This window comes from Micromonospora sp. R77 (assembly GCF_022747945.1).
GTDB lineage: Bacteria > Actinomycetota > Actinomycetes > Mycobacteriales > Micromonosporaceae > Micromonospora.
Map to the genome: position 1 here is coordinate 3,351,877 of NZ_JALDST010000001.1, position 21,665 is coordinate 3,373,541.

Annotated in this window: 20 protein-coding genes; 14 read left to right on the forward strand and 6 right to left on the reverse strand. The window is 71.4% G+C overall.

Annotation, left to right across the window (positions count from 1 at the left end):
• Window positions 1-310: 310 nt before the first annotated feature.
• The 8 genes from MRQ36_RS15740 to MRQ36_RS15775 all read left to right on the forward strand — a co-directional run bounded on the left by MRQ36_RS15740 (window position 311) and on the right by MRQ36_RS15775 (window position 10,383).
• The gene (locus tag MRQ36_RS15740) at window positions 311-1,720 is read left to right on the forward strand and encodes a glycoside hydrolase family 6 protein (protein ID WP_242796320.1); all 1,410 of its coding nucleotides are present in this window, start codon (window positions 311-313) and stop codon (window positions 1,718-1,720) included.
• Between the two features lie 364 nt (window positions 1,721-2,084).
• Window positions 2,085-2,231 carry a hypothetical protein gene (locus tag MRQ36_RS15745; protein WP_242796321.1) on the forward strand — a complete coding sequence of 49 codons (147 nt, stop codon included), beginning with the start codon at window positions 2,085-2,087 and terminating at the stop codon, window positions 2,229-2,231.
• A complete protein-coding gene (gene kdpF, locus MRQ36_RS33320; RefSeq protein WP_308194969.1) occupies window positions 2,228-2,308 on the forward strand; it encodes a K(+)-transporting ATPase subunit F in 81 nt (26 codons plus the stop codon). Before MRQ36_RS15745 ends, kdpF begins: the two co-directional genes overlap by 4 nt.
• Window positions 2,308-3,963, forward strand: coding sequence for a potassium-transporting ATPase subunit KdpA (gene kdpA, locus MRQ36_RS15755; protein ID WP_242796323.1), 1,656 nt, complete (start codon window positions 2,308-2,310; stop codon window positions 3,961-3,963). Before kdpF ends, kdpA begins: the two co-directional genes overlap by 1 nt.
• 20 nt (window positions 3,964-3,983) lie before the next feature.
• On the forward strand, window positions 3,984-6,170 hold the full coding sequence (gene kdpB, locus MRQ36_RS15760) for a potassium-transporting ATPase subunit KdpB (protein WP_242796325.1): 2,187 nt from the start codon (window positions 3,984-3,986) through the stop codon (window positions 6,168-6,170).
• On the forward strand, window positions 6,170-7,051 hold the full coding sequence (locus MRQ36_RS15765; RefSeq protein ID WP_242796327.1) for a potassium-transporting ATPase subunit C: 882 nt from the start codon (window positions 6,170-6,172) through the stop codon (window positions 7,049-7,051). The genes kdpB and MRQ36_RS15765 overlap by 1 nt, the downstream gene beginning before the upstream one ends.
• Before the next feature lie 87 nt (window positions 7,052-7,138).
• Entirely contained in the window at window positions 7,139-9,688 is a 2,550-nt protein-coding gene (locus MRQ36_RS15770) for a DUF4118 domain-containing protein (RefSeq protein ID WP_242796329.1), read from the forward strand.
• Complete coding sequence (locus MRQ36_RS15775; protein WP_242796331.1) at window positions 9,685-10,383, forward strand: response regulator; 699 nt, start codon at window positions 9,685-9,687, stop codon at window positions 10,381-10,383. Before MRQ36_RS15770 ends, MRQ36_RS15775 begins: the two co-directional genes overlap by 4 nt.
• A 126-nt stretch (window positions 10,384-10,509) precedes the next feature.
• Here MRQ36_RS15775 and MRQ36_RS15780 read toward each other — a convergent pair whose 3' ends face one another.
• Window positions 10,510-10,917 (reverse strand): cupin domain-containing protein, encoded by a 408-nt coding sequence (locus MRQ36_RS15780; RefSeq protein WP_278187518.1) that lies wholly within the window; start codon window positions 10,915-10,917, stop codon window positions 10,510-10,512.
• 170 nt (window positions 10,918-11,087) lie between these two features.
• Between MRQ36_RS15780 and MRQ36_RS15785 the strand changes: the two genes are divergently transcribed.
• Window positions 11,088-12,041 carry an acyl-CoA desaturase gene (locus MRQ36_RS15785; RefSeq protein ID WP_242796335.1) on the forward strand — a complete coding sequence of 318 codons (954 nt, stop codon included), beginning with the start codon at window positions 11,088-11,090 and terminating at the stop codon, window positions 12,039-12,041.
• Between the two features lie 231 nt (window positions 12,042-12,272).
• Here the strand turns inward: MRQ36_RS15785 and MRQ36_RS15790 are convergent, their stop codons facing one another.
• On the reverse strand, window positions 12,273-13,004 hold the full coding sequence (locus MRQ36_RS15790) for a GAF and ANTAR domain-containing protein (protein ID WP_242796337.1): 732 nt from the start codon (window positions 13,002-13,004) through the stop codon (window positions 12,273-12,275).
• 32 nt (window positions 13,005-13,036) lie between these two features.
• The gene (locus MRQ36_RS15795) at window positions 13,037-13,789 is read right to left on the reverse strand and encodes a GAF and ANTAR domain-containing protein (RefSeq protein ID WP_308194868.1); all 753 of its coding nucleotides are present in this window, start codon (window positions 13,787-13,789) and stop codon (window positions 13,037-13,039) included.
• Between the two features lie 302 nt (window positions 13,790-14,091).
• Between MRQ36_RS15795 and MRQ36_RS15800 the strand changes: the two genes are divergently transcribed.
• From MRQ36_RS15800 to MRQ36_RS15815, 4 genes are all read left to right on the forward strand, one after another.
• On the forward strand, window positions 14,092-14,502 hold the full coding sequence (locus MRQ36_RS15800) for an STAS domain-containing protein (protein ID WP_242796341.1): 411 nt from the start codon (window positions 14,092-14,094) through the stop codon (window positions 14,500-14,502).
• 176 nt (window positions 14,503-14,678) lie between these two features.
• Window positions 14,679-16,022 carry an AI-2E family transporter gene (locus MRQ36_RS15805; protein WP_242796343.1) on the forward strand — a complete coding sequence of 448 codons (1,344 nt, stop codon included), beginning with the start codon at window positions 14,679-14,681 and terminating at the stop codon, window positions 16,020-16,022.
• On the forward strand, window positions 16,019-16,831 hold the full coding sequence (locus MRQ36_RS15810; protein WP_374250244.1) for a SigB/SigF/SigG family RNA polymerase sigma factor: 813 nt from the start codon (window positions 16,019-16,021) through the stop codon (window positions 16,829-16,831). Before MRQ36_RS15805 ends, MRQ36_RS15810 begins: the two co-directional genes overlap by 4 nt.
• A gap of 83 nt (window positions 16,832-16,914) precedes the next feature.
• The gene (locus MRQ36_RS15815; protein WP_242796345.1) at window positions 16,915-17,742 is read left to right on the forward strand and encodes an alpha/beta fold hydrolase; all 828 of its coding nucleotides are present in this window, start codon (window positions 16,915-16,917) and stop codon (window positions 17,740-17,742) included.
• A gap of 59 nt (window positions 17,743-17,801) precedes the next feature.
• On the opposite strand, the gene MRQ36_RS15820 is transcribed toward MRQ36_RS15815, so the two are convergent.
• The 3 genes from MRQ36_RS15820 to MRQ36_RS15830 form a co-directional block, all read right to left on the reverse strand.
• Window positions 17,802-18,101: a hypothetical protein gene (locus MRQ36_RS15820; protein WP_242796347.1), complete on the reverse strand. Its 300-nt coding sequence runs from the start codon at window positions 18,099-18,101 to the stop codon at window positions 17,802-17,804.
• 355 nt (window positions 18,102-18,456) lie between these two features.
• A complete protein-coding gene (locus MRQ36_RS15825; protein WP_242796349.1) occupies window positions 18,457-19,638 on the reverse strand; it encodes a low temperature requirement protein A in 1,182 nt (393 codons plus the stop codon).
• 196 nt (window positions 19,639-19,834) lie between these two features.
• Window positions 19,835-20,878 (reverse strand): acyl-CoA desaturase, encoded by a 1,044-nt coding sequence (locus MRQ36_RS15830; RefSeq protein ID WP_242796350.1) that lies wholly within the window; start codon window positions 20,876-20,878, stop codon window positions 19,835-19,837.
• A gap of 444 nt (window positions 20,879-21,322) precedes the next feature.
• On the opposite strand from MRQ36_RS15830, the gene MRQ36_RS15835 reads away from it, so the two are divergent.
• On the forward strand, window positions 21,323-21,622 hold the full coding sequence (locus MRQ36_RS15835) for a hypothetical protein (protein ID WP_242796351.1): 300 nt from the start codon (window positions 21,323-21,325) through the stop codon (window positions 21,620-21,622).
• Window positions 21,623-21,665: the final 43 nt, after the last annotated feature.

The following is a 21,665-nucleotide window of genomic DNA, read 5'->3' on the forward strand; positions in this document are numbered from 1 at the left end:
CGCGGTCGGGTGGACCCGCGCAATGCGAGTCGGCGCGCTCGTAACGACAACCGGAGGTGTCCCGATTCGCGGGGCGACCGCCCGGCGACGCCGACCCTCGCACCATACCCGCCGTCGCGGCCCGTCATGCACCACTGCCGCAACCGGTTCCGACGCCCGGCGAGCCCTTCGCTGAGTCGCCGTCGCGGAAGGCGGCGGATCGGCGTGACGAGCTGAGTTCCATGTCTTGGCAGCGGAGCGCGCCTCGGTTACCGTCTGGGAACGCTCCCACAAACTTAGAAACATCTATGTGATCAGGAGGCAACACGTCGTGGCTACTCTCTCCTCGCTACGCCGCAGATCGGCGGCCGTCGGCACGGCCGCCGTCGCGGTCGCCACCGCCGCCGGCGTCTGCCTCGCCGTCAGCAGCGCGTCCGCCGGTACGGTGTCCGGATCGCTCTACCGTGACCCGAGTTCGGCCGTGGTCCGCTGGGTGGCCGCCAACCCCGGCGACTCGCGTACCGCCGTCATCCGCGACAAGATCGCCAGTCAGCCGCAGGCCCGCTGGTTCGCCAACTTCAACCCGTCGACCGTGCAGTCCGAGGTCTCCGGGTTCATCGGCGCCGCCAACGCGGCGCAGCAGATCCCGGTGCTGTCGGTCTACGAGATCCCCAACCGGGACTGCGGCGGGGCCAGCGCCGGTGGCGCACCGGACCTCAACCAGTACCAGACGTGGGTGTCCAACTTCGCCAGAGGACTGGGCAACCAGACGGTCATGATCATCCTGGAGACCGACGCGCTCGCCCTGCAGACCTGCCTGAGCAGCGGTGAGATCAGCGCACGCGACCAGGCGATCGCGACGGCCACCCGGACCATCAAGTCGGCCAACCCCAACGCCAAGGTCTACCTGGACGGTGGCCACTCCACCTGGAACAGCGCCAACGAGACGGCCAACCGGCTCCGGGCGGCCGGCGTGCAGTACGCCGACGGCTTCTTCACCAACGTGTCGAACTTCAACTCCACCTCCGGCGAGGCGAACTTCGGCCGGGCGGTCATCTCCGCCCTGAACGGCATGGGCATCCCGGGCAAGCGCCAGGTCATCGACACCAGCCGCAACGGGGGCGCCAGCGGGGACTGGTGCGCCGACGACAACACCGACCGCCGCATCGGGCTGTACCCGACGACGAACACCGGCGACGCCAACATCGACGCGTACCTCTGGGTGAAGCCGCCGGGGGAGGCGGACGGCTGCCGCTACGCGGCCGGGTCGTTCCAGCCGGACCTGGCCTACAGCCTGGCCACCGGCGCACCCAACCCGCCCACCACCACGCCGCCGACCACCGCCGCGCCGACCACCGCTGCGCCGACCACCGCCGCCCCGACCACGGCCCCGCCGACGACCGCGCCGCCGACCACGGCTCCGCCCACCACCACGCCGCCGCCCGCGGGCAACGGCTGCTCCGCGTCGGTGGCGGTCAACCAGTGGAACGGCGGCTTCACCGCGAGCGTCAACGTCACCGCCGGCTCCGCGGACGTCAACGCCTGGGCCGTGACCATCACGCTGCCCGGCGGTGCCGCGATCACCGGCACCTGGAGTGCGCAGGCCAGCGGCACCAGCGGGACCGTCCGGTTCACCAACGTGAGCTACAACGGACACGTCGGTGCCGGGCAGTCGACCAACTTCGGCTTCCAGGGCACCGGCACCGGCCCGGGCGCGACGGCCACCTGCGTGGCCGGCTGAGCCCACCCGATGTCGCGGCCCGGCGCGGAGGACACTCTCCGCGCCGGGCCGGCTCCTTTTCCGGTACGGCCCGGACCGTGGATGCCCGAACGGCGGGTGGGCGAACCGCACGGCGGTCGACCCCGGGCCACGGCGCTGTCGTGCCGCGCGGCCTCAGTGAACCGCGGTGTCTGCCCGGCCTGACATGACGGCCGACGGCGGTCGATCCAACGGCCCTCACTTTCCGCTACGAACTCTTCACCTGGCTGATATGTCGGTGACCGGCCTCACCTGATCGAGGGACGGCGTGAAAACGGCGTCAAGAATCGCCCGTTCGCCGTGATGGTCGCGTTATAGCCCCTGTCGTCGGGGCGCGGGTGGCGTTGTGATTGCTCGGCGCGGCCGGACGGCGGCCGCGGCGACGTGGTCGGAGATTGGGGAGTCAGACGTGTCTGACGTGGTGTTCGTGGTGTTGACGGTGGCGCTGTTCGTGGCGCTCGCCCTGGTGGTGAGGGGCGTGGAGAAGCTGTGAGCGCCGTCGGCCTGGTGCTGGCGAGCGGCCTGGGCGTGTTCCTGGTGGTCGCCCTGCTGTTCCCGGAGCGTTTCTGATGACCACGACAACGGCCGGGGTGCTCTTCGTGCTGTCGCTGGTGGTGGCGCTGGTCGCCGTCCACCGGCCGTTCGGCGACCACCTGTACCGGGTGGTCTCCGGCACCCGGTCCTGGCGGGTGGAGCGGGGGATCTACCGCCTGGTCGGCGTCAACCCGACCGTCGAGCAGTCCTGGGGTGTGTACGCCCGCAGTGTGCTGGCCTTCTCCGCCGTCTCCGTGTTGTTCCTGTACGCGTTCCAGCGGTTGCAGAACCACCTGTGGCTGTCGCTCGGCTTCGACCCGGTGGTGCCGCACGGCGCCTGGAACACCGCGGTGTCGTTCGTGACGAACACGAACTGGCAGTGGTACTCGGGCGAGTCGACGATGGGTCACCTGGTGCAGATGGCCGGCCTGGCGGTGCAGAACTTCGTCTCCGCCGCCGTCGGCATCGCCGTGGCCGTCGCCCTGGTCCGCGGGTTCGCCCGCAGCCGCACCGGCGAGCTGGGCAACTTCTGGGTCGACCTGGTCCGGATCGTGCTGCGGATCCTGCTGCCGGTCGCGGTGCTCGGCGCGCTCGCCCTCATGCTCGGCGGCGTCGTGCAGAACCTCTCCGCCGGCACCGACGTGACCACCCTGACGGGCGGCACCCAGCACCTCACCGGCGGCCCGGTGGCCGGCCAGGAGGTGATCAAGGAGTTGGGTACCAACGGCGGCGGCTTCTACAACGCCAACAGTGCCCACCCGTTCGAGAATCCGACGGCCTGGACGAACTGGTTGGAGATCTTCCTGATCCTGGTGATCCCGTTCAGCCTGCCCCGAGTCTTCGGGCGGATGGTGGGGCAGAACCGGCAGGGCTACGCCATCGCCGCGGTGATGGCCATCCTCGCCCTGGCCAGCATCACCCTGACCACCGTCTTCGAGCTGGCCGGCCACGGCACGGTCCCGCAGACGGTCGGCGCCGCCCTGGAGGGCAAGGAGGTGCGCTTCGACGTGTCGAACTCGGCCACCTTCGCCGCCGCCACCACGCTCACCTCCACGGGGGCGGTCAACTCGTTCCACGACTCCTACACCGCGCTCGGCGGCGGGATGCTGCTGGGCAACATGATGCTCGGCGAGGTCGCTCCGGGCGGTGTCGGCTCCGGCCTCTACGGGCTGCTGATCCTGGCGGTTATCACGGTGTTCGTCGCCGGCCTGATGGTCGGGCGCACACCCGAGTACGTGGGCAAGAAGATCAGCTCGCGGGAGATCAGGATCGCGTCGCTGTACTTCCTGGTCACCCCGGCGCTGGTGCTCGCCGGCACGGCCGCGGCCTTCGCCACCGGCAACAACGCGACCGCGCTGAACGTCGGCCCGCACGGCCTGTCCGAGGTGCTGTACGCGTTCACCTCGGCGAGCAACAACAACGGCTCCGCGTTCGCCGGCATCACCGTCAACACGCCCTGGTGGAACACCGCACTGGGGCTCTGCATGCTGCTCGGCCGGTTCCTGCCGATCATCCTCGTCCTCGCGCTGGCCGGCTCACTCGCCCGCCAGCCACCCACCCCCGCCTCCGAGGGCACCCTGCCCACCCACAAGCCGCTCTTCGTCGGCATGGTCGTCGGCGTCACGGTGATCCTCGTCGCGCTCACCTTCCTGCCCGCCCTCGCGCTCGGCCCCCTCGCTGAGGGGCTGTGACCACCATGAGAGAGACCGACATGACCACCTCCACGCCGGCACCGCACGGTACGGCGGACGCCCCCACCCCGGGCACACCCGCCGCCCACGGCAACCGCGGCGGCGGGCTGCTCGACCCGCAGCAGCTCGCCCGGTCGCTGCCGGACGCGCTGCGCAAGCTCGACCCGCGCACCCTGTGGCGCAACCCGGTCATGCTGATCGTCGAGATCGGCGCCGCCTACACCACCGTCCTCGCAGTGGCCGACCCGTCGGTCTTCGCGATCGCCATCGTGGTCTGGCTCTGGCTGACCGTGGTCTTCGCCAACCTCGCCGAGGCCGTCGCCGAGGGCCGGGGCAAGGCGCAGGCCGCCGCCTTGCGCCGGGCGAAGACCGACACCGTCGCCACCCGCGCCCTCGACTGGACCGCGGGCGCCGCCCCCGACGCCTACCGCACCGAGTCGGTGCCGGCCCCGCAGCTCAAGCAGGGCGACATCGTCGTGGTGCAGGCCGGGGAGATCATCCCCGGCGACGGGGACGTGGTCGAGGGCATCGCCAGCGTCGACGAATCCGCGATCACCGGCGAGTCCGCACCGGTCATCCGGGAGTCCGGCGGCGACCGCAGCGCGGTCACCGGCGGCACCAAGGTCCTCTCCGACCGGATCGTCGTGCAGATCACGCAGAAGCCGGGCGAGAGCTTCATCGACCGGATGATCAACCTGGTCGAGGGCGCCAACCGGCAGAAGACCCCGAACGAGATCGCGCTGAACATCCTGCTCGCCGCGCTCACGATCATCTTCCTGCTGGCCGTGGTCACCCTCCAACCACTGGCCATCTTCTCCAAGAACTTCCAGGCCGCCGCGCCGGACACCGCGGCCGTCACCGACGGCGGCATCACCGGCATCGTGCTGGTCTCGCTGCTGGTCTGCCTGATCCCCACCACCATCGGGGCGCTGCTGTCGGCGATCGGCATCGCCGGCATGGACCGCCTGGTGCAGCGCAACGTCCTCGCCACCAGCGGCCGCGCCGTCGAGGCCGCGGGCGACGTCAACACCCTGCTGCTGGACAAGACCGGCACCATCACCCTCGGCAACCGGCAGGCCGCCGAGTTCGTCCCCGTCGCGGGCACGGACGCGGCGGCGGTGGCGGACGCGGCGCAGCTGTCCAGCCTCGCCGACGAGACCCCCGAGGGCCGCTCCATCGTCGTGCTGGCGAAGAACGAGTTCGGCCTGCGCGAACGCGAGCCGGGTCTCATCCCGCACGCCACCTTCGTACCCTTCACCGCCCAGACCCGGATGAGCGGCGTCGACCTCACCGCGGGCGACAGACCGGCGCGGCGGATCCGCAAGGGCGCCGCCGCCGCGGTGGCGAAGTGGGTACGCGACAACGGCGGCCACCCCACCGAGCAGGTCGGCCAGATCGTCGACGAGATCAGCGGCATCGGCGGCACACCCCTGGTGGTGGCCGAGCAAGTCGACGGAGTACCGGCCCGCACCCTCGGTGTCATCCACCTCAAGGATGTCGTCAAGGCCGGTATGCGGGAGCGCTTCGACGAGATGCGCGCGATGGGCATCCGCACCGTGATGATCACCGGCGACAACCCCCGCACCGCGAAGGCCATCGCCGACGAGGCCGGCGTGGACGACTTCCTCGCCGAGGCCACCCCGGAGGACAAACTCGCCCTCATCCGCAAGGAGCAGGAAGGCGGCCGGCTCGTCGCGATGACCGGCGACGGCACCAACGACGCCCCCGCCCTCGCCCAGGCCGACGTCGGCGTGGCGATGAACACCGGCACGTCGGCGGCGAAGGAGGCCGGCAACATGGTCGACCTCGACTCCGACCCCACGAAACTCATCGAGATCGTGGAGATCGGCAAGCAACTGCTGATCACCCGCGGCGCGCTCACCACCTTCTCGATCTCCAACGACATCGCGAAGTACTTCGCGATCATCCCGGCCATCTTCGCCGGCATCTACCCGAGCCTGGAGACGCTCAACGTGATGCGGCTGGCCAGCCCGGCGTCGGCCATCCTCGCCGCGGTCATCTTCAACGCGCTGGTGATCATCGCGCTGATCCCGCTCGCCCTGCGGGGGGTGCGTTACCGGCCGGCGGCCGCGTCGAAGCTGCTCAGTCGCAACCTGCTGGTCTACGGACTGGGCGGCATCATCGTGCCGTTCGCCGGCATCAAGCTCATCGACCTGCTCATCCAGCTCATCCCCGGGATCTCGTGATGCGCCTACCCACCTGGCTCGCCCAGCACCTCGCCGCCCTGCGCGCCCTGCTGGTCCTCACCGTCCTGCTCGGCCTCGCGTACCCGCTCGCTCTGGTCGCGGTCGGCCGGCTCCCCGGCCTCGCCGAGCGCACCGACGGGTCGCTGGTGACCGCGCACGGGCACCCGGTCGGCAGCGCCCTGATCGGGCAGTCGTTCACCGACGCGGCCGGCAACCCCGTCCCGCGCTATTTCCAGTCCCGCCCCTCCGCCGCCGGCGACGGCTACGACCCGACCGCCACCGCAGCCAGCAACCTCGGCCCGGAGGACATCGTCGACACCCTCGCCACCGACCCCGAGGGTTCCCGGCGGAGCCTGCTCACCCAGGTCTGCGCGCGCAGCAGAGCCATCGGGGAGTTCGAGGGCGTCGACGGCGCCCGCCCCTACTGCACGGCGGACGGAGTAGGGGCCGTCCTGGCGGTCTTCCGCCGCGACGGCCTGACCGGCCCCGCCACCCGGGTGGTCAGCGTCAACCAGGCCGCACCCGCCACCCCCTTCCTCAGCGACTACGAGGGCGTACCCGTGGAGCCGGCCACGCCCGGCGAGGACTACCGGGCGACCGGGGCCACCATCGTCGCGATCCGCGGGGCCGCGCCCGCCGACCCCGCGGTGCCGGCCGACGCGGTCACCGCCAGCGGCAGCGGCCTCGACCCGCACATTTCCCCGGCGTACGCGAAAATCCAGGTCGCGCGGGTGGCGCGCGAGCGCGGCGCGGACCCGGCCGCGGTCCAGCGTCTCGTCGAGGAGCACACCAGCGGCCGGACGCTCGGTTTCCTGGGCGCACCCGCGGTGAACGTGCTGGAACTCAACCTCGCGCTCGACGAGACGCTCCCGGCACCCTGAACACGGTGGTGCCGGGCCGCGACGCGCCACGCCGGCCCGGCGACCACCATCGCGCCGCCGATCGCCCTGGGGGAAGGAGGAACTGCTGTGCCGCGAGGGGAACTACGCATCCATCTCGGCGCCGCACCCGGCGTCGGCAAGACCTACGCCATGCTCGAAGAGGCGCGGCGCCGCGCCGAACGCGGCACCGACGTGGTCATCGCGCTCGTCGAGACGCACGGCCGGCCGCACACCGCCGCCATGATCGGCGACCTGGAGACCCTGCCCCGCCGCGTCATCACCCACCGCGGCGCCGACTTCACCGAGATGGACCTCGACGCGGTGCTCGCCCGCCGTCCGGAGGTGGCCGTGGTCGACGAACTCGCCCACACCAACGTCCCCGGCTCCCGCCACGAGAAGCGCTGGCAGGACGTCCAGGACCTCCTCGACGCCGGTATCACCGTGCTCACCACCGTCAACATCCAACACCTGGAATCGCTCAACGACGTCGTCGCCCAGATCACCGGCACCACCCAACGCGAGACCGTCCCCGACGCCGTCGTCCGCGCCGCCGAACAGGTGGAGCTGGTCGACATGACCCCGGAGGCCCTGCGCCGTCGGATGGCGCACGGCAACATCTACCGGCCCGACAAGATCGACGCCGCGCTCGGCAACTACTTCCGCGTCGGCAACCTCACCGCGCTGCGCGAGCTGGCCCTGCTCTGGCTCGCCGACAAGGTGGACGCGCAACTCGACGCCTACCGCGCCCAACAGGGCATCTCCGCCACCTGGGAGGCCCGCGAACGGGTCGTCGTCGCGCTCACCGGCGGACCCGAGGGCGAGACACTCATCCGCCGCGCCGCCCGGATCGCCGCCCGCGGCAGGGGCGCCGACCTGCTCGCCGTACACGTCGCCCGCAGCGACGGCCTCGCCGGCGCCGACCCCGCCCGACTCGCCCGCCAGCGGGTCCTGGTGGAGAGCCTCGGCGGCACCTACCACCAGGTCCTCGGCACCGACATCCCGGCCGCGTTGCTGGCATTCGCCCGCGGCGTGAACGCCACCCAACTGGTGCTCGGCGCCAGCCGGCGGGGTCGCTTCGCCCAGCTGTTCGCCCGCGGGGTCGGGGTCACCACCACCGCGCTGTCCGGGCCGATCGACGTCCACCTCGTCACCCATCCGCAGGCCGGCCGTGGCCGCGCCGGCGGGGTCCCGGCGGCGCTGTCGCGCCGCCGCCGGCTGCTGGGGTTCGGCCTCGCGTCGCTGGGCATGCCGCTGCTCACGTGGCTGCTGAGGGCGCTGCCCGACCTGACGCTGACCAACGACATCCTGCTCTTCCTCGCCGGCGTCGTCGGCGTGGCGCTGGTCGGCGGGCTGTGGCCGGCGCTGGTCGCCGCGCTCGGCGGCTCGCTGCTGCTCAACTGGTTCTTCACCCCGCCCTACCACACCCTGACCATCGCCGAGGCGGACAACCTGCTGGCCCTCGGCGTCTTCGTCGGCGTCGCCGTCGCGGTCAGCTGGGTCGTCGACGTCGCCGCCCGGCGTACCCGGGAGGCGGCGCGGGCGTCCGCCGACGCGCAGACGCTGGCCACCGTCGCCGGCGGCGTGCTGCGCGGTGAGCGTGCGCTCCCCGCGCTGCTGGACCGGCTGCGGGAGACGTTCGGCCTGCGCGCGGTCAGCGTGCTCGAGCTGACCGCCGAGGCCGAAGGCCGACCCGCCCGCGCCCGGGAGGAGAGCGCCTGGCAGGTCGCGGCCAGCGTCGGAGAGGCGCCTCCCGGCAGTCCCAGCGCCGGGGAGACCGCCGTACCCGTGGACGACCGGCTCACCGTCGTGCTGGCCGGCCGGCGACTGGAAGCCGCCGACCGGCGGGTGGTCGAGGCCTTCGCCGCGCAGGCCGCCGTCGCGCTGCGCCAGGAACGCCTCGCCGAGGAGGCCGCCACCGCCCGGCCGCTGGCCGAGGCCGACCGGATGCGTACCGCGCTGCTCGCCGCCGTCAGCCACGACCTGCGTACGCCGCTCGCCTCCGCCAAGGCCGCCGTGTCCAGCCTGCGCAGCCACGACGTCGAGTTCGACGCCGACGACCGCGAGGAACTGCTCGCCACGGCCGACGAGTCGCTGGACCGCCTCGGCCGCCTGGTGGCGAACCTGCTGGACATGAGCCGGCTCCAAGCCGGCGCGCTGGGGGTGACCCGGACCGCGATCGGGCTGGAGGACGCCGTACCCCGAGCCCTGGACGAGCTGGGCCCCGACGCGGCGGACGTGGCCACGGACATCCAGGCTGACCTGCCGGCGGCGCTGGCCGACCCAGGGCTGCTGGAACGGGTCCTGGTCAACATCGTCGCCAACGCGCTGCGACACAGCCCACCCGGCCAGCCACCGCGCGTCACCGCCAGCGCCCACGCCGGGCAGGTCGAGCTGCGGGTCATCGACACCGGTCCCGGCATCCCCGCCGATCAGTGGGAACACGTCTTCCTGCCGTTCCAGCGCCTCGGCGACCGGGACAACACCACCGGCGTGGGGCTCGGTCTCGCCCTGTCCCGCGGCCTCATCGAGGCGATGGGTGGCAGCATCACCCCCGAGACCACCCCCGGCGGCGGCCTGACCATGGTGCTACGCCTACCCGCCGCCGCACCGACCAGCGCGGAAGGGCCGCAGGAATGATCCGCATCCTCGTCGTCGACGACGAACCGCAGATCCTGCGCGCCCTGCGGATCAACCTGCGTGCCCGCGGCTACGACGTCCAGGTCGCCGACACCGGCACCGCCGCCCTCAAGACCGCGGCCAGCCACCCACCGGACCTGGTGGTACTCGACCTGGGCCTGCCCGACATCGACGGCGTCGACGTCATCCGCGGACTGCGCGGGTGGACCACCGTGCCGATCATCGTGCTCTCCGGCCGGGCCGGCAGCGAGGACAAGGTCGCCGCCCTCGACGCCGGCGCCGACGACTACGTCACCAAACCGTTCGGCGTCGACGAACTCCTCGCCCGCATCCGCGCGGTCACCCGCCGCCTCGCCGCCACACCGGCCGACGGCGCCGCGTCCGGCGCGACGGCCGCGCCCCGCGTCGGCCGGCACACCGTCAACCTCGTCGACCGCACCGTCACCCGCGACGACGGCGTCGAGGTGCGGCTCACCCCCACCCAGTGGGCCATGCTGGAGAAACTGCTGCGCCACCCCGGCAAGCTGGTCAGCCAACGGCAGCTCCTGCACGACGTCTGGGGGCCGGAATACCAGCACGAGACCAACTACCTGCGCCAGTACATGGCCCAGCTGCGCCGCAAGCTCGAAGACGACCCCGCCCGCCCCCGGCACCTCATCACCGAGCCCGGAATGGGCTACCGTTACCGGCCCTGAGCCTCCGTCCCGTGGAGGCTCCGGTGCAGCAGGCGAGGCCGGCGATGAGGTCGTCGCCGAGGCGGGCGGCGGCTCGGCGTAGCGCCGCCCGCCCCGGAGGGACCGGCCGAGTAGCCCGGTGTGCGGCTACAGGAACTCGCTGCGGTAGGTCGAGGCCAGCTCCGCCGCGCGGCGGCGGCGTTCCGCGACTTCCTTCGGCGACAGCTGCGGCGGCGGCGCGTCCCGGCCCGCGAGGACGTCGCCGATACGCAGGAAGTACTCGTCCTGCCCGGCAGGGGTGCACATGCAGAGCATCCGGGCCGGCGCGCCGGAGACGTTGCGGAAGTTGTGCGGCGCGTTCGCCGGGATGTTGACGGTGGACCCGGCCCGTACGGTGTGCCGCTCGCCGCGGAAGGTGAACTCGATCTCGCCCTCGAGGATCGTGAACATCTCCTCGAAGTCGTGCCGGTGCGGCGGCGGGCCGCCGCCGTCCGGACCACCACGACGGGCGGTGTTTCGTCCGGTGACTGAAGGGCATCTCTGTATCGGGGTCATCGACTCCAACGTTGCGCCGGCAACGCGGTGCCATCCACCGCATAGCCGGCGGACGGCTGCCCAGACCTCGCGGCCTTCCCCTCGTCAGTCCTCCGGTTCGGGATCACAAGCTGGTGCGCTCCGCAGCGGGCGTACGTGATCGTCGGACCGGTCCCGGAAGGTATGTGGTGATGAGCGTAGAACTGTCCGCCGGCCGCGCGAGTACGCCCCGTCCGGCGCCGAAGCCGCTGATCGAGGGCACCCAGTCGGCCGGCTCCCTGATGATGTTGTGGATCTTCCTGGTGCTGCCGGTTGCGGCGCTGATCGCGGCGGTGCCGCTGGCCTGGGGCCGGGGTCTGTCCGGGCTGGACGCCACGATGGCCGTCGTGGGCTACGTGATCGCGATGGCCGGCGCGACTGTCGGGTTCCACCGGCATCTCACCCACCGATCGTTCAAGGCCCGCCGCGGCCTGCACATCGCGCTGGCGGTGGCCGGCAGTCTCGCCGTGCAGGGAAGCCCCACCAAGTGGGTGGCCGACCATCGCCGCCATCACGCGTTCACCGACCGGGAGGGCGATCCGCACTCGCCGTGGCGCTACGGCACCGGCGTGGCGGCGCTGGCCAAGGGACTGCTCCACTCCCACCTGGGATGGCTGCTGAATCGGGAGATCACCAACAAGGCCCGCTTCGCCCCTGACCTGCTCGCCAACCGCGACATCAGGGTCGTGGACCGACTGTTCGGACCGTTGGTGGCCGCGTCGCTGCTGCTCCCGGCGGTGATCGGTGGTCTGGCCAGTGGCTCGTGGGCCGGGGCGTTGACCGGATTCTTCTGGGCCGGGTTGGTCCGTATAGCGGTGGTGCACCATGTCACCTGGTCGGTGAACTCGATCTGTCACGTCGTGGGTCAGCGGCCGTTCGCCAGCAAGGACAAGGCCACGAACTTCTGGCCGTTGGCGCTCCTGTCATTCGGGGAGAGCTGGCACAACTCCCACCACGCCGACCCCACCGCTGCCCGCCACGGTGTGCTGCGCGGGCAGATCGATCCCGCCGCCCGGCTGATCTGGCTCTTCGAGAAGCTCGGCTGGGCCCGCGACGTCCGCTGGCCCGACCCGGCACGCCTGGCCGCCCGCCGCACCAACCCATGACCGGCCGGGAGCCTCGCCGACCCGAGAGACACCTCGCACCAGGATGCCCGCCGGCACCGATGGCAGGCGTCACGTCCCAGCCAGATGCTCGGCGGGATCGGCGCACGGCTGTCCCGCGTCGGTCACAGGTCGTAACGGTAGGCGCTGCGGCGCCTGCACCCGGTCGGCGCGCCTCTCGGCGAGTGCCGTTGAGGCGGCACCGCGGATCGCCGCCGGCCGGACAGGCGACCGCTACGCGTCGAGGATGTGGGCGAGCATCGCGGGGTCGCTGAGGACGCCGTGGGCCACCTCGGTCAGTTTGCGGTTGTGGCGGCGGGCGTAGCCGCGGATGGCAGCGAACGCCTCGTCGACACCGAGGCCGGTCGCCTGCGCGACCGCGCCCTTGGCCTGCTCGATGACGATGCGGCTGTTCAACGCACCCTGCAGCTGCTCGGTGAGGAGTTCGCCCCGGCGGATGGCGCGCTCCTGCAGCAGTCCGATCGCGGCGACGTCCGCCAGGGCCTGCATGACCGGCACATCGGTGCCCGCGAAGTCGCCGCCCTTGGTGTCACCGAAGACGTTCAAGGCCCCGATCACCTGCGTGCGCAGCCGCAGCGGGAACGCGTGCACCGATTGGAAACCCGCCGCGGTGGCCCGGGGCGCGAACCGGGGCCACCGGTCGCTCGCCTTCGCCAGATCGACGTTGATGACGGGGACACCGGTCCGGAAGGCTTCCTGGCAGGGACCCTCGTGGGTCTGCAGCTGGAACAGCTCCACAAGTTTGACGTTCTCGTTCGAGCCGGCCATGAACTCGAGCCGGCCGTCCCGGCCGGCGAGGACGAGCCCCACAGCCGCCGCGCTGACCAGGTCGGCCGCGCGATCGGTGAGCATGTGCAGGAAGTCCATCAGGTCGAAGTCGTCCACCAGGGTGTCGGCCACCTCGACGAAGATCGTCGCCATCCGTTCGGCTGAGACGATGGTCATGCTTGCCTCCCGGCTTGTCCGGCTGTGGACGGTCATGGGGATCCTCCGGATTGCGACCCGTCGCGGTCGAGCCGTAGCCGCCGCGCGACGATGTCCCGGACCACGTCGCTGAGACGGCGATTCTCCGCGTAGGCGTGGGCACGGATCCGTGCCGTCGCCTGACCGATTGGTATCCCGAGCTGCACCATGACCATGCCCTGCGCTTGGAACAACTCCGCACGGTACTCGCCCGCGTCGTCGTCGATGTCGGCGATGCCGCTGCTTGCCGCCTGTTCCTGCCGGTCGAGCAGGGCGGTCACCGTGACGTCGGCGAAGGTTAGGGCGTCGGCGAACTCCGCGGCGGTCAACCGCCCCGTGCGGTCCCGGAACACGTCCAGGACGCCGAGACGGGCGGCGCCGATCTGCAGCGGGAACGCGAACACCGCGCGGAGACCGCCGTCGTGGGCGGCGGGAGCGTAGAACGGCCAACGATCGCCCTCCCTGGCCATGAGGTCCGGAAGATCCGAGACCAACACCGGACGGCGGCTGGTGAAGGCGTCCACGCAGGGGCCCTCGCCGAACATGGACTGCAACTCCTCGAGGCGTTCGCTGGCCGGGTCGGACGCGGCGGTCACCGCACCGATACCGTCCTCCGTCATCACGCTGATCCCGACCCCGCACGCCGACAGTTCCCGCGCGGCGACGTCGCAGACCCGCCGCAGCAGGTCGTCCCTGCCGTCGGGCCCGGGGGCCCGCCGCAGGACGAGGTTCCTGAGGTACGAGACGCGGTCATCCACGGCTCGCACCGACGGCGCGGTTGGCTGGCGCGCCCAGGTTGGGCGGTGACAGTGAGCAGGAAGTCACGAAATTTGGATCGAGCACAGCGGCACCTTCCAGGTGCGGTGCCGCCGGAGGGCTGGGGCAGCAGAACTCGCGGAGTGTTTCCGTCAGCCTAGCCCCGAATCGACGTCGGCGTATGGAGGCCTTCGGTCGCTCCGATCGTCGGGCGTTCGCGCATCGGGTCATGCGGCGGTAGTGTCGAGCTGCGGCCCTTCGCGGTCGTTGCCCAAGCCCCCGGCATCAGGTGACTCGTGCCGAGGTGGGACTGATGGTCCAGGTATCCGGTGACCATTTCGTCATCAACGTGCTGACCGCCCCGCGACCTCCTGCCGCCCTGGTGTGCCTGGCGGGTGAGATCGACATGGACGCCGACCCGGCATTGGCGGGCGTGGTCGACCGGCTGTCCGCCGTGGCGCCGTCCGAGGTCGTCGTGGATCTGGCCGACGTAACCTTCGCCTCCTCGACGCTGCTCAACTTCCTCGCCCGGGCGCACCTCGCCCTCACCGCCGACACGGCGCTGATCGTGTGCCGCCCCGGGCCCCACACCCGGCGGCTGCTGGAGATGACGGGCGTGGGGAAGTTGGTGACGATGCGCGGCGACCTGCCGCCGTCCGGCTACTGGATGCCGCACGCCGCCGCGCGGCCGGAGGATCCGCCCGCCCTCGGCGACATCGACTGACCCACCTTCGGCAACCCCCGGCACCGGCCGCGTTCCCTTCCCCGCCTGCAAGCGCACCTGGGGCGACCCACTTATATAGAGGATTTTCGATGAAAGAGACACCTCCCACCGTTCCGGAACCCGGCACCACCTGGATCGAAACCGCCCGGCGGCGGGCACGAAGTCGTCTCGTCCCGATGCGGCGGAGATGGGAACCGCCGGCGTTCACCAGCGGTCCGCCGATCGGCGACACGACCGCGCCGGTCCCGGCGCAGGAGCGGGCACCCACCGTCGACGACGGGCTTCCCCCAGGCGTACGCACGGCGGGCGCCTGGGCGTGGCGGATCATCCTGTTCGTCGCGGCGGCGTACCTGCTCGTGCGGGTCGTCGAACTGCTGCGGGTGGTGGTGATCCCGGTCGCGGTCGCCCTGCTCCTGGCGGCCCTCTTCGAGCCGCTGGCCGCGGCGCTGCGCCGGCGGGGCGTGAACCGTTCCCTGGCCGCCGTGCTGGTCCTCGTCACCGGACTGACGGTCGTCTTCGGTGGCCTGACGCTGATCGTCCGGACCTTCATCTCCCAACTGGACGACCTCAGCACCCAGGTCGGGGAAGGGGTCGACCAGGTCCAGGGGTGGTTGGCGCAGGGGCCCCTGCACCTGTCCCAGACGCAACTCGACGGTGCCGTCGACCGCCTCCAGGCGTCGATCACCGACAATCAGGCGGCCCTCACCTCCGGCGCGCTGAGCACTGCGGCCACCCTCGGCGAGCTCGCCGCCGGGTTCTTCCTCGTCCTGTTCACCCTGTTCTTCTTTCTCCGCGACGGCGGGAAGATCTGGGCCTTCATCTGCCGCCTGCTTCCTCGCGCGGCGCGGCTGCCGGCCGCTCGTGCCGGGCACTACTCCTGGCACACCCTGGTGTCCTACGTACGCGCCACCGTCCTGGTGGCCCTCGTCGACGCCGTCGGCATCGGCATCGGCCTCGCGGTGCTGGGCGTACCCCTCGCGCTGCCGCTGGCCGCGCTGGTCTTCCTCGGCGCCTTCATCCCGGTCGTCGGCGCCACCGTCACCGGCGTGGTCGCCGTCCTCGTCGCGTTGGTGACCCAGGGACCGCTCAGCGCGCTGATCATCCTCGGCGTCGTCATCGCCGTCCAACAGGTCGAGGGACACCTCCTCCAGCCGCTGATCATGGGGCGGGCGGTGGCCCTGCACCCGCTCGCCGTGATCCTCGCGATCGCCACCGGCGTCGTCGTCGCGGGCATCGTCGGCGGCCTGGTCGCCGTTCCGCTGCTCGCCGTACTCAACACCGCCGTTCGCTACCTGGTCCACCACCCCGGTGGGGAACCCACCCCCGATCGAACGCCTCCCGGCACCACCGCCACCGACGACGAGCGAGCCCAGGACGAGCGGGCGGCCGAGCAGGCCGGGCGGCATGCCGACCCGGCCGCACCACCGCCGGCCGCCTCCTCGGTCGAACCGACCGACGAGGTGCCCGCCCGGAGTGCGGACCAGCAACCGCTCACCGTGGTGAGAGGCACCCCGTCATGACGCGCGTCGTGCCGCCCGTGACGGTCGGCGACCGGCCGGCGAAGCGGAACCGCCATGGTGCGGCCGACGGCGACGACCTGCTGCGGCAGTTGGCCGCGATGCCGATCGGTGATCCCTGCCGGGCGGCGCTGCGGGAACGGGCGGTCGAGGCCTGGCTGTCGTTGGCCAACCACCTGGCCAAGCGCTACGCCGGCCGCGGCGAGCACGTCGACGACCTGACCCAGACCGCCATGGTCGGCCTGGTCAAGGCGGTCGACCACTTCGACCCTGCCCGGGGCGTCCCCTTCACGGCGTACGCCATTCCAACCATCATCGGGGAGCTCAAGCGGCACTTCCGGGACCGCAGCTGGGCGGTCCGGGTGCCGCGTCGTCTCCAGGAACTCCGGCTGGCGATCAGCGCGGCGAACAGCACCCTGACCCACACCCTGGGACGTTCCCCCAGGATCGCTGACATCGCCGTGTATCTGGGCGTCACCGAGGAGGACGTCCTGGAGGGGATGGAGGGGGCCCGCGCGTACCGGACCACCTCGTTGTCCACCCCGCTCGGCCCTGATTCCACCAGCGAACTCGGTGACACCCTCGGGGTCGACGAGGGCGACTACGAACTGGTCGACCTGCGCGTCTCGCTCACCCCCGCGATGGCCGCCCTGCCTGACCGGGACCGCAAGATCCTGATGATGCGCTTCTACGGCAACCTGACCCAGGCCCAGATCGCCGAACGGGTCGGCCTCTCCCAGATGCACGTCTCCCGGCTGATCGCCAGGTCCCTGGCCAGCCTGCACCGGAGCCTCACCGACGAGGTTCGCTGAGCCGGTCGTCCCGCCGGTGGTTCGGCGATCGGCGATCATGAGGTCTCGACGGAGGGACGGTGGCCTTCTTGCGAAGAGCGCTGATGAGCCCGGCCGAGCGGCGCTTGGTGCATGCCGCTCCGAGGCCGGCGCGGGGATTCGTCAGCCACCGGGCCCGGGTCGGTCGGTCGTGGCTGCACGTCCGGGTCCGGGCGGGAGCGGACGAGGGTGGTCCGCCGTGGGTGCTGGTGCACGGCTTGGCGGTGTCGCACCGCTACCTGATGCCCACCGCTGTCGCGTTGACCGGAGGCCCGGTCCACGTACCGGACCTGACCGGCTTCGGGCTGTCGCCGAAGCCGCCGCGGGTCCTGGACGCGACGGAGCACGCGACGGTGCTCGCCACCTGGATGGATGCCGAAGGTCTGGCCGGCGCCCGTCTGGTCGCGAACTCGTTCGGCTGCCAGGTCGCGGTCGAGCTGGCGATCCGGCGACCGGATCTGACCGCGTCCCTCGTCCTGGTCGGCCCCACCGCGGACCCTGCGGCGGCGACCGTCGGCGGGCAGGTCCGACGCCTGCTGCGCGACCTGACCGTCGAGGATCCGCGCCAGCTCTCCACCCTCGTCGCCGACATCCGGGATGCCGGACCCCGACGGGTGCTGGGCACGCTGCGGCACTGCGTACGCCACCGGATGGAGCAACGGTTGCCGCTGGTGCCGGCACCCGCTCTGCTCCTGCGCGGAGAGTACGACTCGATCGTGCCGAGGGCCTGGCTACGGCAGGCTGCGGCGCTGGTGCCCGACGGCTCCTGCGGTGAGGTGGCGCACGCGGCACACAACGCGGTCACGACAGCCGGCGGCGACGTCGCCGCCCGCGCCTCGGCCTTCTGCCGGCAGCACGGTACGGACACCGGACCCGTTGCCGTCCGACGGTGACGCGAACCGCCACCCGGTCCGCTCAAGCGGTGACCGGGTGGCGGCGTGGTGCGAGGGGATCAGCCGTTGTGCGCGGCGCGGCTACCGGACTTGGCCAGGCCGCGACTCACCAGGTAACCGATGGTGAGCATGACGACATAGAGCCAGGCGCGGTCGGCGCGGAAGTAGTCGCCACCCGCGCCGTTGTCGCCGTTGCCGTTGCCGTCCACCACGAGAGAGGCGATCAGCACGCCGAGCACCATGGCCACGTAGGCGATGAACTCGGTGGTCTTGAAGGCCGGCTTGGTCTCGTCGCTGCCGCGACGGGGTTCGGTGAGATTGTTGTCGTACCGGGTGGTCGTGCTGGATGACGAGGTCATCAACTACTCCTGTGATCGTGGTGCGCTGAGGGTGAGGGCCCGCGGGTTCGCCGCCGTCGGGGTGGATGCCTGACCATCACCGGCGAGCGCGATGACTGCCGAGGGTCCTCGGAAGAACGCTTTGTGATCACGGATGTCCGGGTGACCTACCGGTGAGCGCTGGCGTCACCGTCACGGACGGTGCCGCGCTTACCGACCAGTACCCGCGTCCGGATCGACACAAACATGCGGTACGCCTCGAACGTCCCACTCCCGACCGCGGTGACCGCCAGTTCTCCGTCTCCAACTCGAGCCGGCGCGCGGCACCGGAGGGGACGGATGGGGTTTGCCGCATGGTGGTCCCGCGCGCTCGGCGCTACATGGAGGGGCGTGGTTGCTCGGGTGGGCCTCCGCGGGCCCGCACGGCGTCCGCGACAGCGACTCCTGCCAGGACGAGGACGGCGGTGAGCCCGGCCACCAGTGCGGGTGCGAGCAGCAGAGCGGGGCCGGCGACGAGCAGCATGAGCAGCGCGACCAGCCGCGTCCGTGACACGCGGCTGAACACCTCGTACTCGAAGCGGACTCGCCCGGCCAGGAACAATGCGGGGCCGCCGAGCATGATGCCGGCCAGCCACGGTTCGGTGTGGTCGGTGGGGTGGGCGATGACGACTTCGAAGCCGGCGGAGGCGGCGACGACGCCGGCCACCATGAGTAGGTGGGTGTTGGGTGCGGACCGGACGAACCTGCTCGGGTCCCGGGAGGATTCGATGGTGGCCTTCAGCAGGGCGCCGGCGCGGTGGACGTAGATCTGCCACAGCAGCACGGTCGCGGCGAAGGCCAGCAGGAGCGCCGCTGTGCGGCCGAGTGTCGTCTCGTTGTCGGCGTAGGTCAGGGTGGTGAGCAGGATGAGATCGCCGAGGGCGAGGGTGAAGAACTGCTGGTACCGCTCCGCCAGGTGGTCGGCCGCCACGGTGTACTCGGAGGTCGGTATGCGACCCAGTCGAGGCGTCGGGTAGCGGAGCCAGGCCGATCCGTAGTCGATGGCGAGCGCCGCGGTCCACAGCAGGCCCCGCGCCGAGCCGGTCGCGAGACCACCGGCGAGCCACGGTACGGCGGACACGAGGAACCAGAAGACGAACCGGCTGGGGTGCAGGAGCGCCGCCCGGTTTCTCAGCGTGGCGACGAGGAGGATGCCACGTCCCAGGTGGATCGCCACATAGGCGCCCGCGAACACCGAAGCACGGTCGGAGAAGGCGTCGGGCAGCGTGCCCGCCATCAGGAGGGTTCCGAGCATGACCCAGAGCGTCATGACGAAGATGGGAGGGCCCTGCGCGTGGTAGAGGTCGGTGACCAGCGCGGTGGCCGACCAGACCCACCAGATCGCCAACAGCAGCACCACCGACTGGAAGGCTCCGACCCGGTCGAGATGCTGCGCCAGGGTTCGGGACGTCAGGGCGAGCGCGGCGACGAAGACCAGATCGAGAAACAGTTCCAGCAGGGTGGCCCGTTGAGGTCCCTCGCTCTCCCGGGCCAGCCCTACTGCTCGGTCGGTCGCCATCGAACTCCCGTCTGTCGACCGGGTCCTCACCGCCAGCGAGAGACCTGCGGCAGGGAACGCGGGCCGGGCCGGGTGGCGAGGAAGCCCTGAGCGATCTTATGGACCAACCGGACCAAGTGTCACAAATATCGGCTATGTCCCACCTGTGCGGGACGGCGACGAACGTCGCCGGCTGGGAGACCGAAGGCGGCCACATTCAGCGCACGGCGATCTTCGATCGTTGGTCGACGGCTCCGACGTCGTGCAGGTGGCGTAGCGCCTCCGCCCAGGAGCGGCCCAGGCCGGTTTCGTGGTAGTCGATGTCGTGCTCGGCGCAGAACCGCCGGATCAGCGGGCGGGCGCGCCGCAGGTTGGGGCACGGCATGTTCGGGAAAAGATGGTGTTCGATCTGGTAGTTCAGGCCGCCGAGCGCCACGTCGACGAACCGCCCACCGCGGACGTTGCGGGACGTGAGGACCTGCCGCCGGAGGTAGTCGACGGTCTCGTCGGCGCCGAGGATCGGCATGCCTTTGTGGTTCGGGGCGAAGGAGCAGCCGAGGTACACGCCGAGCACGCCCTGGTTGACGAGGATGAAGGCGACCGCCTGCGCGGGGCTCAGGACCAGGAACACGGCGGCGAGGTAACCGCCGATGTGCAGGGCCAGTAGTCCGGCTTCGGCGGGCCGCCGGGCGATCCGGCGCGGGCCGAGGACGGCCCGCACGCTGTTGGCGTGCAGGTGCAGGGCCTCCAGCAGGAGCAGCGGGAAGAACAGGTACGCCTGATGACGCGTCACGAGTGCGCCGAAGCCACGCCGGCGGCGCGCCTGGTCGGCGGTGAAGGCCAGGGGCGCCACGGTGATGTCGGGGCCCTTGCCCTCGGTGTTCGGGTGGGCGTGGTGCCGGTTGTGCTTGTCCATCCACCAGCCGTAGCTGAGCCCAGTCACGAGGTTGCCGTGGATGAGGCCGATCAGGTCGTTGGCCCGGCGTGAACGCGCGATCTGGCGGTGTCCCGCGTCGTGGCCGATGAACCCGGCCTGGGCGAAGACCACCGCGAGGGCCACCGCGACGCCGAGTTGCCACCACGACTCACCCAGCCGGGCGAACAGGATCCACAGCCCGCCGAAGGACCCGGCGACGAGGCCGATCCGCGCCGCGTAGTAGCCGCGCCGCCGGCCGAGTAGACCCGCGGCGCGGACCTGGCGGGACAGGTCGGCGTAGTCACTGCCCCGTTGCCGGTCAGCGTCAAGGCTGATGTCGCTCATCGATAGCTCCCGCTGTTCCCGCGTCAGGTCACGGCCCGCCGGCTGGACTCGCCGAACCCGATGTCGCGGTGCGCTCCCTTCCCGCCCGCAGTTCCGGCCGACTCGCCTGCCAGGTCGTCCTCAGTCTGAACCGACCGCTGGGCCGCCCGAGGCCGATCGCGGCGATTGCGAGCCAGTGCGACCGAGGCACGCTCGGCGGGGGATGGAGGCCCCGTGCGGGCAGGGGCGACGGATGGACCCCTGTGCCGTGTTTGCGGAGATCGCGGTGGGGCACCTCATCACTGCGCCAGTCCGCCGCGCACGGCGACGTTGGCGCCTCCCAGTGGGTCACCCGGAATCCCGTGATCTGACCCTTCTCGATCTCGAGCCCTTTGCATGCGCGCCAGGAGAAGCAGACCTGGGCGTCCCCCACCCTGCGCGCACCCCGACAATCAGGAGCTGTTCATGACTTCGTCCCCCGTCTCAACCAGCCAGCGCGACATCAACGCCACCGAGCGGCGTCGCGTCCACAGCGAAACGAAGCCGGCCTTCAAGACCACCGAGTTCATCGCGTACGTGGTCATCGTCCTCGGTGTTCTCATCGCCTCTCTCGTGGTCGACGGCAACGGCAACGGCGACAACGGCACCAGCGGTGACTTCTTCCGCGCCGACCGCGCCTGGCTCTACATCACCATGCTGACCATCGGCTACATGGTCAGCCGCGGCCTGGCCAAGGCCGGCAGCCGCTCCTCCCACAACGCCTGATCCACCGCGCCGCAGCGCCCGGTCACTACATGTGGCCGGGCGG

What these genes read in the sequence shown, in the direction of transcription:
- kdpA (WP_242796323.1), top strand. Translation starts at nt 2,308, where the DNA reads ATGACCACGACAACGGCCGGGGTGCTCTTCGTGCTGTCGCTGGTGGTG.
- kdpB (WP_242796325.1), top strand. Translation starts at nt 3,984, where the DNA reads ATGACCACCTCCACGCCGGCACCGCACGGTACGGCGGACGCCCCCACC.
- MRQ36_RS15765 (WP_242796327.1), top strand. Translation starts at nt 6,170, where the DNA reads ATGCGCCTACCCACCTGGCTCGCCCAGCACCTCGCCGCCCTGCGCGCC.
- MRQ36_RS15775 (WP_242796331.1), top strand. Translation starts at nt 9,685, where the DNA reads ATGATCCGCATCCTCGTCGTCGACGACGAACCGCAGATCCTGCGCGCC.
- MRQ36_RS15780 (WP_278187518.1), bottom strand. Translation starts at nt 10,917, where the DNA reads ATGACCCCGATACAGAGATGCCCTTCAGTCACCGGACGAAACACCGCC.
- MRQ36_RS15785 (WP_242796335.1), top strand. Translation starts at nt 11,088, where the DNA reads ATGAGCGTAGAACTGTCCGCCGGCCGCGCGAGTACGCCCCGTCCGGCG.
- MRQ36_RS15790 (WP_242796337.1), bottom strand. Translation starts at nt 13,004, where the DNA reads ATGACCATCGTCTCAGCCGAACGGATGGCGACGATCTTCGTCGAGGTG.
- MRQ36_RS15800 (WP_242796341.1), top strand. Translation starts at nt 14,092, where the DNA reads ATGGTCCAGGTATCCGGTGACCATTTCGTCATCAACGTGCTGACCGCC.
- MRQ36_RS15805 (WP_242796343.1), top strand. Translation starts at nt 14,679, where the DNA reads ATGCGGCGGAGATGGGAACCGCCGGCGTTCACCAGCGGTCCGCCGATC.
- MRQ36_RS15810 (WP_374250244.1), top strand. Translation starts at nt 16,019, where the DNA reads ATGACGCGCGTCGTGCCGCCCGTGACGGTCGGCGACCGGCCGGCGAAG.
- MRQ36_RS15815 (WP_242796345.1), top strand. Translation starts at nt 16,915, where the DNA reads ATGAGCCCGGCCGAGCGGCGCTTGGTGCATGCCGCTCCGAGGCCGGCG.
- MRQ36_RS15820 (WP_242796347.1), bottom strand. Translation starts at nt 18,101, where the DNA reads ATGACCTCGTCATCCAGCACGACCACCCGGTACGACAACAATCTCACC.
- MRQ36_RS15825 (WP_242796349.1), bottom strand. Translation starts at nt 19,638, where the DNA reads ATGGCGACCGACCGAGCAGTAGGGCTGGCCCGGGAGAGCGAGGGACCT.
- MRQ36_RS15830 (WP_242796350.1), bottom strand. Translation starts at nt 20,878, where the DNA reads ATGAGCGACATCAGCCTTGACGCTGACCGGCAACGGGGCAGTGACTAC.
- MRQ36_RS15835 (WP_242796351.1), top strand. Translation starts at nt 21,323, where the DNA reads ATGACTTCGTCCCCCGTCTCAACCAGCCAGCGCGACATCAACGCCACC.